The sequence below is a fragment of the Mesorhizobium sp. B2-5-3 genome (assembly GCF_006441005.1).
Taxonomy (GTDB): domain Bacteria; phylum Pseudomonadota; class Alphaproteobacteria; order Rhizobiales; family Rhizobiaceae; genus Mesorhizobium.
Genome location: NZ_VFUS01000014.1, coordinates 1 through 12481, shown reverse-complemented (window position 1 = coordinate 12481; position 12481 = coordinate 1). Strand labels below are relative to the sequence as shown.

The following is a 12481-nucleotide window of genomic DNA, read 5'->3' as shown; positions in this document are numbered from 1 at the left end:
CCGTCTATCCCCGTGTAGATCAGCCGAGTTAGCCATTGACACGCCGTGCATCGCTGACGCTCGAATTGTCCTTGAGCTGCGACAGCAGCCGGTTGAGATGCTTCAGATCCCAGACTTCGAGATCGATCAGCATTTCGGTGAAATCGGGCGCGGTGCGCACCATTGACAGCGTATGGATGTTGGCATCGTTCGAGGCAACGACCTGGGCGATGTCGGCGAGCGATCCCGGTGCATTGATGGCGGTGACGGAAACACGCGCGGGGAAGCGTTCCTTGGTGCGCTCGTCGATGTCCCAGCGCACGTCAATCCAGCGCTCGGGCTGGTCGTCGAAAGCCTGCAGCGCCGGCGACTGGATCGGATAGATGGTAATGCCGGTGCCCGGCTGCACGATGCCGACGATGCGGTCGCCAGGCACCGCCCCTTCCGGCGCGAAACGCACCGGCAGGTCACCGCGCACGCCACGGATCGGCACCGCGCCGTCGCGCGGCTGGTCCTTGTCCTTGCGCGCGGCACGGCCCGGGATCTGGAACAGCATGCCGGCGGCGTTGCGGATCTTCGACCAGCCTTCCTCGCGCTGCTTGGGCGCCGCCGGCGTGACGCGCTCGTCCTTGTAATCTGGGAAGACGGCTTTCATGACGTCGGTGGACGCCAATTCGCCGCGGCCGACGGACGCCAGCACGTCCTCGATGTCCTTGCGCGCCAGCCGGTGCAGGACGGGCTTCAGGTTTTCCTTGGTGAAATTCTTGCCGGCCCGCTCGAAAGCCCGTTCGAGAATGCGCGCGCCGAGACCCGAATACTGCTTGCGGATGGCGTTCTTGGTGGCGCGGCGAATGGCGGCGCGCGCCTTGCCAGTGATGACGACGGATTCCCACGCGGCCGGCGGCACCTGCGCCTTGGAGCGGATGATCTCCACCTCGTCGCCATTCTTCAGCTCCGTCATCAGCGGCATGATGCGGCCGTTGACCTTGGCGCCGACGCAGGTGTCGCCGACATCGGTGTGAACCGCATAGGCGAAGTCGATCGGCGTGGCACCTTTCGGCAGCGCGATCAGCATGCCCTTGGGGGTGAAGCAGAACACCTGGTCCTGGAACAGTTCCAGCTTGGTGTTCTCGAGGAAATCCTCGGGATTGTCGCCCTCGGCGAGCTGTTCGATCGTGCGCCTCAGCCAGGCATAGGCATTGGTTTCCTTCGAGATCGAATGGGCCGTGCCGTTCGCCTTGCCGCCGGTATCCTTGTAGATCGAATGGGCGGCGACGCCATATTCGGCGATCTTGTTCATCTCGCGGGTGCGGATCTGAAGCTCGACGCGCTGGCGCGACGGCCCGACGATGGTGGTGTGGATCGAGCGGTAATCGTTCTGCTTCGGTGTTGAGATGTAGTCCTTGAAACGGCCGGGCACCATCGACCAGGCGGTGTGGATGGCGCCAAGCGCGCGATAGCAGTCCTCGACATTGTCGACGACGACGCGAAAGCCGAAAATGTCGGACAATTGCTCGAAGGAGAGCGCCTTGGCCTCCATCTTGCGGAACACCGACCACGGCTTCTTCTGCCGGCTTTTGACGCCTGCATTGATCGCATGCTTCTCGAACAGAGCCGACAGCGCTTTCTCGATCTCGGACAGCACGCCCTTGTTGCGCTCGAAAATCTCGGCGAGCCTGGCGGTGACGGCGCGATAGGCTTCCGGATTGATGTAGCGGAAGGCGATCTCCTCCAGCTCCTCGCGCATGCCCTGCATGCCCATGCGCCCGGCCAGCGGCGCATAGATATCCATCGTCTCCTCGGCGATGCGCAGGCGCTTGGCTTCCGGCACATGGTCGAGGGTGCGCATATTGTGCAAGCGGTCGGCGAGCTTGACCAGAAGCACGCGCACATCTTCCGAGATTGCCAGCAGAAGCTTGCGCAAATTCTCGGCCTGCTCGGCCTTCTTGGAGACGAGGTCGAGTTTCTTGAGCTTGGTCAGGCCCTCGACCAGCTTGCCCATCTCGGGCCCGAACAGTTCGTCGATCTCGGCCCTGGTCGCCGTGGTGTCCTCGATCGTGTCATGCAGCAGGGCGACGGCGATCGTCGCCTCGTCCATGTGCATTTCGGTGAGGATGGCGGCGACTTCGAGCGGATGCGAGAAATAGGGGTCGCCGGAAGCGCGCTTCTGGTGGCCATGCTTCTGCATGGCATAGACATAGGCCTTGTTGAGCAACGCCTCGTTGACGTCAGGCTTGTAGCGCTGGACGCGCTCGACAAGCTCATACTGACGCATCATGGGCGGAATCTCTCGGCGATGAAATGAATCATGCGCCGCACTGCTGCACGGCGCATGTCATAGATAGCCACGAAACTGCCGGGACGGAAGTGCCGGAAGATTGTTCCAGGCGCCTCCGCAAAGCAGTCTTAGTAGTCGTCGCTCTTTTCCGGCGGCACCAGGCCTTCGATGCCGGCCAGCAGGTCTTCCTCGGTCATGCGATCGAAGGCGATGTTGTCCTCAGCATCATCGGTATCGGCGGCCGTGACGGCTGCGCCGGTCTGATCGGCGATCGCCTCGCCATCGGCTTCGGGCTCGTCGACTTCGACATGCTTCTGCAGCGAATGGATCAGGTCTTCCTTGAGGTCGTCGGGCGACAACGTCTCGTCGGCGATCTCGCGCAGTGCGATGACCGGGTTCTTGTCATTGTCGCGCGGGACGGTGATCTGCGCGCCCTGGCTGATCTGACGAGCACGGTGGCCGGCCAGAAGCACCAGCTCGAAGCGGTTGTCGACCTTGTCGATGCAATCTTCAACGGTTACGCGGGCCATGGATTGCCCCTTTCATGCCTGGATTTAATGGAAAACAGGCGCGGTCAATAACCCGAACGCCGCGGAAATACAAGCATTATGGAATGCCGAGGCCGGAGAACGGCCGATCTGTCATTGCTTTGTCGGATTTCCCCCGAAGCCGGTTTCGGTCGAGCTCCGGTGCGCCGGTACCAACCCGGCGATCACAATTGCTTGCAGTGCGGCAACGAACCCTTGGATTGCCACAAAACTGGCGTTATTTCGAAAAGCGTAAGGTCAGCCGGTTTATTGCGAACCCTACTGATAGTCGCATTTCGTTTTGACGGCCGCTTATTTCGAAAAGGAATTTTTCCATGTTCGACCCCCGTGAAAAGATCGCCCTGTTCATCGACGGCGCCAATCTCTACGCCACGTCGCGCGCGCTCGGTTTCGACATCGATTATCGCAAGCTCCTGTCGAGCTTCCAGAAACGCGGCTACCTGCTGCGCGCCTACTATTACACCGCCCTGGTCGAGGATCAGGAATATTCCTCGATCCGGCCGCTGATCGACTGGCTCGACTATAACGGCTTCAAGGTCGTCACCAAGCCGGCCAAGGAATTCACCGACTCGACCGGCCGCCGCAAGATCAAGGGCAACATGGACATCGAATTGACCGTCGATGCGCTGGAACTGGCCGATGTCGTCGACCACTATGTCATCTTCTCCGGGGACGGCGATTTCCGCACGCTGGTCGAGGCGCTGCAGCGGCGCGGGCGCAAGGTGTCGATCGTCTCGACCATGGCCTCGCAGCCGCCGATGATCTCTGACGATCTGCGTCGCCAGGCCGACCATTTCATCGACCTGATGACGTTGAAGAACGAGGTGGGCCGCGATCCCTCCGAAAGGCCGGTGCGCCGACCCGAACCGGCCGAGACGGAAGAGGACGAGTACTGAGGGCGGCTGCGTTGGCCGCACATCTGGCCGCCTCCCCGGAACCCGATCGCGATTGCCCGCTCTGTCCGCGGCTGCACGGTTTCATTGCCGAGTGGCGGCAACGCGAGCCATCGTGGTTCAACGCGCCGGTTCCGACCTTCCTGCCGCCCGAAGGCGACGATTCGGTCCGGCTGCTGATCGTCGGGCTTGCGCCCGGCCTGCGCGGAGCGAACCGCACGGGCCGGCCTTTCACGGGCGACTATGCCGGCGACCTGCTCTACGGCACGTTGATCGCGCACGGCTTGGCGCGCGGCGAGTTCAAGGCGCGGCCTGACGATGGGTTGGAGCTCGTTGGAACGGCAATCACCAACGCCGTCCGCTGCGTGCCTCCCGAGAACAAGCCTGTGGGCGCCGAGATCGCCACCTGCCGGACTTTCCTTGTGCCGACGATCACACGGTTTCCCAATTTGCGGGCCGTGCTGACACTTGGTTCGATCGCGCACCAGTCGACCGTGCGGGCACTGGGCCAGCGCGTCGCCGCCTATCCCTTCAAGCATGGCGGGCGGCAGGAGGCCGGGGGCATCACGCTGTTTTCCAGCTATCACTGCTCGCGCTACAACACCAACACCGGCGTGCTGACCGAAGCGATGTTCGTCAGCGTTTTCAGGGAAATTGCGGCGTTCCTGGATTCGTAGGGTCTGGAATTGGCTTACAACGCCGGCGCGAACAATGCGGACAGTTTCTCCTGACCGCCTTGCAGGACGTTCAGGTCGACGTCACCGACGATGCCCTCGACGCGGCCCCTGTTGTGGTACTGCCAGTAGACCCAATCGTCGCGACCCGGCTCGAGCAGCAGTGAGCGAAGCCAGAGCGGACGGGCGGCGATCTGTCCTGCATAGGCCGTTGCTGCATCGTCGGTCAGATAGATGATGGCTTTCTTGCCAAAGGCGGCTTCAACGGGACCGAGGAAGGCCTGGAGTTCGGTGTCGAGTTGTTCGGGCGAAGGACGCTGCGGGCAATTGCCGCCGAACTCGATGTCGACAACCGGCGGCAGCAAAGGCTGGTCGTGCGGCACCACGGCGATGAAATTCTTCGCCTGGTCGGCGCCCGGCCGGCAGAAGGTGAAAAAGTGATAGGCGCCGACAGCGAGCCCGGCAGCACGAGCCTCGCGCAGATTGATGGCAAAGGCATCGTCGACATGATCGCCGCCCTCGGTCGCCTTGATGACCGCAAAGGCGACATCGGCGGCGGCAACGCGTCGCCAGTCGATCCGGCCCTGATGATGCGAAACGTCGATGCCCCTGACAGGATATTTGCCGCGATCCGGAGAAAACGCATGGAAATAGAAGAAGCCGCCAGCGACCATGAGCATTGCAAAAACCAGGCTGACCGATCCCCAGAGGATGATCCGGTTCTTCAAGACTGTCCCCTCCGGTATTCTGGCTCCTTGGCTAGAACCCTGAAAGCCAAACACTTATCCGCTTGGCTACCGCCTGGTGGCGGTCACCCGCGCTCTTTCAAGAGCCTGCCCTTCTCACGCGACCAGTCGCGCTGCTTTTCCGTCTCGCGCTTGTCATGCAGCTTCTTGCCGCGACCGACGGCGAGCAGCAGCTTGGCCCGGCCCTGGTCGTTGAAATAGATCTTCAGCGGCACCAGGGTCATGCCTTCGCGGTCGACGCTCTGCGACAGCTTGGCCATCTCGCGCTTGTTGAGCAGCAGTTTGCGGCGCCGGCGCGGCTCGTGGTTGAAGCGGTTGGCCTGCAGATATTCCGGTAGATAGGAGTTGATCAGCCAAATCTCGCCGCCCTCGACCGAGGCATAGCTGTCCTGGATGTTGGCCTGGCCCTGGCGCAGCGACTTGACCTCGGTGCCGGTCAGCACCAGGCCGGCCTCGATCGTGTCGAGCACCTCATAGGAAAACCGCGCCTTGCGGTTTTCCGCAACGGTCTTGTTGTTGGGATCGGCTTTTCTGACTTGATTCATAATGCGGAGAGGTGGCGCCTCATCCCTAATTTATCAAGCCGGCGTGCTTCATCGCCGCGTCGATCTTTTCGGCCGTCGATTGTTCGACCGTGACCAGCGGCGAGCGCAGCACGTTCTCGACCTTGCCGAGCTTTGAAAGCGCATATTTGGCGCCGGACACGCCGGGTTCGATAAAGATCGCCTTGTGCAGCGGCAGCAAGCGATCCTGCAATTCCAGCGCCTTGGCGCTGTCGCCGGACAGCGTCGCCTCCTGGAATTCGGCACAAAGCCGCGGCGCGACGTTGGCCGTCACCGAGATACAGCCGACACCGCCATGCGCGTTGAAGCCGAGCGCGGATGCATCTTCGCCGGAAAGCTGGATGAAATCCTTGCCGCAGGTCATACGCTGCTCGGAAACCCGTTCGACCTTGCCGGTCGCGTCCTTGACGCCGACGATATTCTTGAAGTCGTGCGCCAGCCGGCCCATCGTCTCCGGCATCATGTCGATGACCGAGCGCGGCGGGATGTTGTAGATGATGATCGGCAGCTTGGTTGCCCTGGCGACGGCGGCGAAGTGCTCATAGAGGCCGCGCTGCGTCGGCTTGTTGTAGTAGGGAGTGACGACAAGTGCAGCATCGGCGCCTGCCTGTTCGGCATATTGGACCAGGCCGATCGCTTCCGCGGTGTTGTTGGAGCCAGCGCCGGCGACGACCGGGGCGCGGCCCCTGGCCGCCTCGATGCAGACCTTGACCACCTGACGATGCTCGTCATGCGACAGCGTCGGCGACTCGCCGGTGGTGCCAACGGGAACAAGGCCTGTCGTGCCCTCCGCAAGTTGCCAGTCGACAAAGGCGCGAAAGGCTTTCTCGTCGAAACGCCCGCTCTTTTCGAACGGTGTCACGAGCGCGGTCAGCGAGCCTCTCAGCATGTTCGTCCAACTCCTTGGGACTTCTTGTTCACGCATATCGTTATCCCAAAACCGGTAGCCACTTTTGGGCGATAGGCATGGGTGTTTTCGTCTCTGGTCTTAATGTCGCGCCTTCTAACCGAAAGCGAGGCGGCGCACCATAGTCTCGACATGGTTGCGCGGCAAGCATTGCCATGCTGCCAGCAAACGCAATTCGAACGGCCTCGATAACCTTTTGTTAACTGGCCCTTCATGACCTAAGTTTACGGTCTGGTCCAGGTCGCGAAGCTTCCGCGCCTGCTGGTGATGTGTAAAGGCTGAACGATGCCGACTAGGCGGCCTCATCTTTTCGCGCTCCTGGGCGCGGTCGTCGCGCTGATGCCCGAGATGGCGATCGGCGGCAGCGTCGACGTGCAGTTGACATCGGCCATTCCGATGCCCGGCATGCAAAGCTCGCAAGATGCGGGTCCACGCGATACGGCCCCCTCTGCCAGCATCGTGCAGTTGAAGAGCGGTCTGGACGCACTGGCGGCGGGCGACATTCCCGGTGCCCGCGCCGCGCGCGATGCCCTTTCCGCCGGTTCGCTCGACCAGCACATCCTTGCCTGGGCAATCGCGCTTTATGGCGGCGACAAGGTGCCGAGCGGCGACATTGCGGCCGCAGCGAAGATGTTGCCCAACTGGCCGGGGACAACCGCGCTGCGCAAGAACAGCGAACGCGCACTCTATCGCGAGAACCCCGCCCCCGACATCGTTGTGCAGGCGTTCGACGGCAGCCAGCCGCAGACATTCGAAGGCGTGATGCTTCTTGCCCGCGCCTATGTGGCCCTGGGCAAGGCAGAGGCGGCGCGTTCGGTGCTGGTGCCGTTCTGGCGCACCGCGATCCTGGAGGCCAAGGACGAGACAGCGCTGATCAAGGAGTTCGGCGGGCTGATCCCGGCCGCCGATCACCGATTCCGCATGGAGCGCATGTTCTACGCCGACCGGGTCGGCGCGGCGCAGCGCGTCGCCGGCCCGGCGCAAGCGGAGCAACTGGCCACCGCCTGGGCGGCGGCCGACAAGGGCGACAAGAACACCCCCAAGCTGCTCAAGGCGGTGCCGGCTTCACAGCGTTCGGCCGGCTATTTCTTCGCGCAAGCCGAATATCTGCGCAAGCAAGACAATATTGCCGACGCCGCCGCCATCGTGATGAAGGCGCCGACGGATCGCGAAGCGCTGGTCGACCCGGATGCCTGGTGGGTGGAGCGCCGGGTACTGTCGCGCGAGCTGGTCGACAAGGGTGACATGAAAGCCGCCTACAGGATCGTCGCCATGCATGCGGCCGAAAGCACAGCGAACGCCGCCGAAGCCGAATTCCATGCCGGCTGGTACGCGCTGCGCGGTCTGAACGATCCCAGGCTTGCCGCAACACATTTCGCGCGCATCGCCGACCTTGCGCAGGGGCCGATGACATTGTCGCGCGCCTATTACTGGCTCGGCCGCGCCGCCGAAGTTGGTGGTCCAGGTAACGCAAAGGACTATTTTGCGCGCGCGGCGGCCTATGGCACGACATTCTACGGCCAGCTCGCCGCCGAGCGCATTGGTCGCCCGGCGCTGAACATCGTCTATCCCACACCGAGTGCCGCCGACCGCCAGAGTTTTGCCGGTCGCGAAGCCGTCGCCGCCATCAAGCGGCTGCAGGAGGCGGGCTACGACCGTTATGCCGAAACGCTCTATCGTGACCTTGCGGGACAGTTGACCAGCCCGGGCGAACTGGCGCTCCTGGCCGTGCTGGCGGAAAAGCAGGGCAACCACTTCATGTCGCTCAAGATCGGCAAGATCGCCGGCGCGCGTGGCATCGATGTCGGCGCGCTGTCGCATCCTTTGGGGGTCATCCCCGATAGCGCCGATATTTCCGGTTCGGGCAAGGCGCTGGCCTATGCCATCGCCCGCCAGGAAAGCGAATTCAACATCGGCGCCATATCGAGCGCCGGCGCGCGCGGGCTGCTGCAGCTGATGCCGGCAACCGCCAAGCAACTGGCGAAGAAGGCCGGGCTGCAATTCTCGCAGGCACGCCTGACCACCGACGCCGGCTACAATGCGACGCTGGGCTCGGCCTTCCTCGGCCAGCAGCTCGACCGCTTCAACGGCTCCTATGTGCTGACCTTCGCCGGCTACAATGCCGGCCCCAGCCGCGCTGCCCAATGGGTGGCGAAATACGGCGATCCGCGCGGCAAGGACATCGACGCCGTCGTTGACTGGATCGAGCGGATTCCTTACACGGAAACAAGGAGTTATGTGCAGCGCGTGATGGAGAACTACGAGGTGTACAAGATGCGCATTTCCGGCAAGTATGACATTGTGGGAGATCTTGTGAACGGGCGGAGTTGACGGCTTTCATTCCTCCCTACGAGAGGAGTTGGCCTCGCGCGGATCCGCCCGCCTTGGCTGAGTGAAGGGCCTAGCCACCTTCGGCCCGCAAGAGGAGAAGTAACTGCCCCATTTGACCATCCCTTCCCTCGCCTGTAGCAGACGGACCATCCGGCGAGAGCAAGGGCAGCATTCCAATGGCGAGCGAAGGTTTCTCCGATTTCTTCTACGCGGGACCCGATGGGCTGAAGCTCCATGCCCGGATCTATGGCGACGCAAATTCGCGACATTGGCCAGTCGTCTGTCTGCCCGGGCTCACCCGCAATGCACGCGACTTCCACGAACTCGCGCTCTATTTGGCCGGCAAAGCGGGAAGCCCGCGCAAGGTCGTCGCCTTTGACTATCGCGGCCGCGGGCAGTCCGATTATGATCCCGATGTCAGCCGTTATAATGTCGGCGTCGAAGCCGGCGACACTCTTGCCGGACTTGCGGCCTTGGGAATCGAGGAAGCCGCCTTCATCGGCACCTCGCGCGGCGGCCTGATCATTCATGTCCTGGGTGCGCTGCGGCCGGCCATATTGAAAGCGATCGTGCTGAACGATATCGGACCGGTGATCGAGCCGGCCGGCCTTGCCCACATCCAGTCGTATCTCGAACGCAAACCGAAGCCGAAGACCTTCGCCGAAGCAGTGGCAGCCCAGCGCCGCGTTCACGGCCGGGATTTTTCAGCGCTCGCCGATGTGGACTGGGAGCGCATGGTGCTGGCGCTCTACCGCGAAACGGATCAGGGCCTGCTGCCGGATTTCGACCCGAAGCTGGTCGACACGGTTGCAAATCTCGACCTGACGCAGCCGCTGCCGGCGCTGTGGCCGCAATTCGACGCCCTATCGGCCCTTCCCATGCTCGCCTTACGCGGCGCCAATTCGAGTTTGCTGTCGGTGGACACACAGCGGCAGATGCGGGAGCGCCATCCGGCAATGCAGACGATCACCGTCGAAGGCCAGGGTCACGCCCCTTTTCTCGAAACCGGAACCTTGCCGGGCGACATCGCCGCTTTCCTCGACAGAGCCGAGCGGCTGCCGACTCGCCTTTAAAAACCGTTGCCGGCGAGGCAAACGACAGCAGGGCGACCAAGGTAGGTTCCGAAGCCGGAATAGCATGCCTGAAATAACCCGCAGATCGGGGGATCCACGGAATTGGTTGTCCACAGCGTCTTCAAAGCGTGAACTTATCGGGACTTTGAGGCCTTCTTCATTGCCTTAGCCGTGGTCTTCACGGCTGCCGGCTGGTCTGCCGCACCGCGCGCGGCAGCGCGCGGGGACGGTTCGGGCGCTGCCTTCACGCTGTCGGCGCCGCCAGACCGGGGTACTTCCAGCACGGTGACGCAGCCGTCGAGGTCATTGGTGGCCAGATGCGCATAGCGCATCGTCATCGACAGGGTCTGGTGGCCGAGCCACATCTGCACGCGCCTGATGTCGATACCGCCCTGAACAAGACGCGAGGCGCAGGTATGGCGCAGAATGTGCGGCACCACCTGGTCGTCGGCGGCCAGACCGACTTCGGCCTTCGCATCGTTCCAGATGGCACGGTATTGAGCCTGGCTGAATGTGGTGAACGGGCCCTTCGGCCGGCGACCTTCGCCGGGAGGCAGCTTGATCACTTCCTTGACACGCTCGGTCATCGGAATGGTGCGGCTGCGGCCGGACTTGGTGATCCAGAAGGAGACGCGATGCTCCTGGATGTCGTTCCAGATCAGCCCGAGCGCCTCGCCAAGGCGGCAGCCAGTGTCGACCAGGAAGACGGAAAGCCGGTAGGCATCCTCGCTGCGGCTCCTGATGGCAGCAAACAGCCTAGCCTCCTCGTCCCTTTCAAGGAAACGAATCCGTCCCGACCGCTCCTTCTGGCGGCGGAACTCGGGCAGGCTGTGGATATCTCCCATCTTGTAGGCCTTGCGCAGCAGTTTGCTGAGGGCAGCCATCTTTCGATTGATGGTTGCGTTGCTGTTGCCGCGCTGGCGCAAGGTGCCGATAAGGTTGTCCAGGGTACTCTGGTCAAAGGCGCTGAAACGCTCCCCGAGCAGAATCTCGTCTATCTCGCCGATGAACGAGCTGACATTGTATTTATGTCGCCCATCATCCCACAATATATCTCGATATGCTGAAAAAAGATCTCCAACCCTATGCGATTTTACTTCTCGTATCTTATTGTAGGTGTAGTTAAACTTGGAATTCTGAGAAGAAAACATCGAAAAATGATCGGAGGGCTCGCCCTCTTGAATCGCTTCGGTCGTCATCATTTGCCACACCCCCGAGTGGGATAGATTCAGCCCTATCCGCTTGGGAGCGTCCTTTCAAGAGATTTGAATCACGCAGTTGTGATTTCATCCGCCATCAGCGGATCCCACGAAACCATCCCACAGACTCTATTCAGCTACCGTTACCCCCTGTTCCTTCTGTTTGCCTTGATCCAGTCACGAAACAAAAACAGCCCGGGCGTTGATGCGCCCGGGCTGGATTTCACCTGTATGGAACCAGCCCTTAGAACGAGCGCTGGAAGCGGAGGATACCGCCGATGCTGCTCTTCTTGTCGGCGCCGGTCCAGTTGGAGAAGTCGGCGTCGTCGAACCTGCCTGCATTGAGGTAGTCGACTTCGGCCGTGACCGTGAAGCCCGGGACGACGTCGTAGGCGATGTTCGCCGCGATGCCCAGGTTCTTCCAATCGTCATACGACACCTGCGCGTTGAACGAGGTCTTCTCGTTGAACTTGTAGGTACCGCCGCCCCAGACAGCCCAGTTGCCGCCCCACTGCTTGTAGAAACCGCGACCATGGGCGTCGACAAAATTGCCGGCGTCGTCGTTGAGGTTGTCATCGGTGCCGTAACCGCCCATGACCCACAGCGACAGTGCGTCGTTGACGTTCACGTCCAAGCGAACCTTGCCGGCAACTTCTTCGTAGTTGCTGTCATAAGCGACGACGCCGGTGATGGCGCCCCAGCCCTGCGTCCACTTCAGACCGCCGACGACATGCGGAACGTAGCTGTCGATCGTGCCGACAACGCCCGCGCCTTCTTCGAGCGAGACCACGGCCGAGAAGCCGTTGCCAGCGTCGAAGTAGTACTGAACGACGTTGGTGTCGAAGTCGCCGTAAGGAACCAGCGTATCCTGGATCACGTTGCCGGCGTAGCCGACGAACGTATCGAAGGCCGATTCGTCCTTACCGACGCGGAGACCACCGAGCTGGATCCAGGCGAAGTTCAGCGAGACGTCCTTGTTATGGGCGGTGTTGAACGGCTCGATTGCGTTGTCGTTGCCGAAGTTGAAGCGGGTCTCGGTGTAGGTTTTCAACGTGCCGAGCTCGGTTTCCTGGCCGGTCCAGGTCTTCAGCGTGAAGCGGGCATTTTTGTGCCAGGCATCATTTACCGAGCCGTCCTGGTGGTCCGCAGTCTTCGAACCGTTGAACGTGCCGACGTCGCCGCCGCCGATGTCATAACGGATGTAGCCGCCGATGCGCAGGCAGGTCTCGGTGCCGGGGATGTAGAAGTAGCCAGCGCCGTAGACGTCGCAAATCTTGACGTATTCAGCGG

At 62.0% G+C, this 12481-nt stretch carries 11 protein-coding genes; 4 read left to right on the top strand and 7 right to left on the bottom strand.

Annotated elements, in window-relative coordinates; all coding sequences use genetic code 11:
• Window positions 1–28: 28 nt before the first annotated feature.
• Entirely contained in the window at window positions 29–2257 is a 2229-nt protein-coding gene (locus tag FJ867_RS24880; RefSeq protein ID WP_140494607.1) for a bifunctional (p)ppGpp synthetase/guanosine-3',5'-bis(diphosphate) 3'-pyrophosphohydrolase, read from the bottom strand.
• A gap of 128 nt (window positions 2258–2385) precedes the next feature.
• Window positions 2386–2787, bottom strand: coding sequence for a DNA-directed RNA polymerase subunit omega (gene rpoZ / locus FJ867_RS24875; protein WP_140494610.1), 402 nt, complete (start codon window positions 2785–2787; stop codon window positions 2386–2388).
• A 332-nt stretch (window positions 2788–3119) separates the two neighbouring features.
• On the opposite strand from rpoZ, the gene FJ867_RS24870 reads away from it, so the two are divergent.
• Window positions 3120–3701, top strand: coding sequence for an NYN domain-containing protein (locus tag FJ867_RS24870; RefSeq protein WP_140494612.1), 582 nt, complete (start codon window positions 3120–3122; stop codon window positions 3699–3701).
• A gap of 11 nt (window positions 3702–3712) precedes the next feature.
• Window positions 3713–4375 carry a uracil-DNA glycosylase gene (locus FJ867_RS24865; RefSeq protein ID WP_224646739.1) on the top strand — a complete coding sequence of 221 codons (663 nt, stop codon included), beginning with the start codon at window positions 3713–3715 and terminating at the stop codon, window positions 4373–4375.
• 14 nt (window positions 4376–4389) lie between these two features.
• On the opposite strand, the gene FJ867_RS24860 is transcribed toward FJ867_RS24865, so the two are convergent.
• From FJ867_RS24860 to dapA, 3 genes are all read right to left on the bottom strand, one after another.
• Window positions 4390–5100, bottom strand: a complete 711-nt coding sequence (locus tag FJ867_RS24860; RefSeq protein WP_140494614.1) for a GH25 family lysozyme — start codon at window positions 5098–5100, stop codon at window positions 4390–4392.
• A gap of 83 nt (window positions 5101–5183) precedes the next feature.
• On the bottom strand, window positions 5184–5663 hold the full coding sequence (gene smpB, locus FJ867_RS24855) for an SsrA-binding protein SmpB (RefSeq protein ID WP_006202221.1): 480 nt from the start codon (window positions 5661–5663) through the stop codon (window positions 5184–5186).
• Between the two features lie 25 nt (window positions 5664–5688).
• The gene (gene dapA / locus FJ867_RS24850; RefSeq protein ID WP_140494617.1) at window positions 5689–6570 is read right to left on the bottom strand and encodes a 4-hydroxy-tetrahydrodipicolinate synthase; all 882 of its coding nucleotides are present in this window, start codon (window positions 6568–6570) and stop codon (window positions 5689–5691) included.
• Window positions 6571–6873: 303 nt separating this feature from the next.
• On the opposite strand from dapA, the gene FJ867_RS24845 reads away from it, so the two are divergent.
• Both FJ867_RS24845 and FJ867_RS24840 read left to right on the top strand, forming a co-directional pair.
• Window positions 6874–8919, top strand: coding sequence for a lytic transglycosylase domain-containing protein (locus FJ867_RS24845; protein WP_140818839.1), 2046 nt, complete (start codon window positions 6874–6876; stop codon window positions 8917–8919).
• 176 nt (window positions 8920–9095) lie between these two features.
• A complete protein-coding gene (locus tag FJ867_RS24840) occupies window positions 9096–9992 on the top strand; it encodes an alpha/beta hydrolase (protein WP_140657973.1) in 897 nt (298 codons plus the stop codon).
• 134 nt (window positions 9993–10126) lie between these two features.
• Here FJ867_RS24840 and FJ867_RS24835 read toward each other — a convergent pair whose 3' ends face one another.
• Both FJ867_RS24835 and FJ867_RS24830 read right to left on the bottom strand, forming a co-directional pair.
• Window positions 10127–11194 carry a site-specific integrase gene (locus FJ867_RS24835; protein ID WP_140818837.1) on the bottom strand — a complete coding sequence of 356 codons (1068 nt, stop codon included), beginning with the start codon at window positions 11192–11194 and terminating at the stop codon, window positions 10127–10129.
• A 241-nt stretch (window positions 11195–11435) separates the two neighbouring features.
• A partial coding sequence (locus tag FJ867_RS24830) for a porin (protein WP_140818835.1) occupies window positions 11436–12481 on the bottom strand: 1046 nt, incomplete at its 5' end.

What these genes read in the sequence shown, in the direction of transcription:
- FJ867_RS24880 (WP_140494607.1), bottom strand. Translation starts at nt 2,257, where the DNA reads ATGATGCGTCAGTATGAGCTTGTCGAGCGCGTCCAGCGCTACAAGCCT.
- rpoZ (WP_140494610.1), bottom strand. Translation starts at nt 2,787, where the DNA reads ATGGCCCGCGTAACCGTTGAAGATTGCATCGACAAGGTCGACAACCGC.
- FJ867_RS24870 (WP_140494612.1), top strand. Translation starts at nt 3,120, where the DNA reads ATGTTCGACCCCCGTGAAAAGATCGCCCTGTTCATCGACGGCGCCAAT.
- smpB (WP_006202221.1), bottom strand. Translation starts at nt 5,663, where the DNA reads ATGAATCAAGTCAGAAAAGCCGATCCCAACAACAAGACCGTTGCGGAA.
- dapA (WP_140494617.1), bottom strand. Translation starts at nt 6,570, where the DNA reads ATGCTGAGAGGCTCGCTGACCGCGCTCGTGACACCGTTCGAAAAGAGC.
- FJ867_RS24845 (WP_140818839.1), top strand. Translation starts at nt 6,874, where the DNA reads ATGCCGACTAGGCGGCCTCATCTTTTCGCGCTCCTGGGCGCGGTCGTC.
- FJ867_RS24840 (WP_140657973.1), top strand. Translation starts at nt 9,096, where the DNA reads ATGGCGAGCGAAGGTTTCTCCGATTTCTTCTACGCGGGACCCGATGGG.
- FJ867_RS24835 (WP_140818837.1), bottom strand. Translation starts at nt 11,194, where the DNA reads ATGATGACGACCGAAGCGATTCAAGAGGGCGAGCCCTCCGATCATTTT.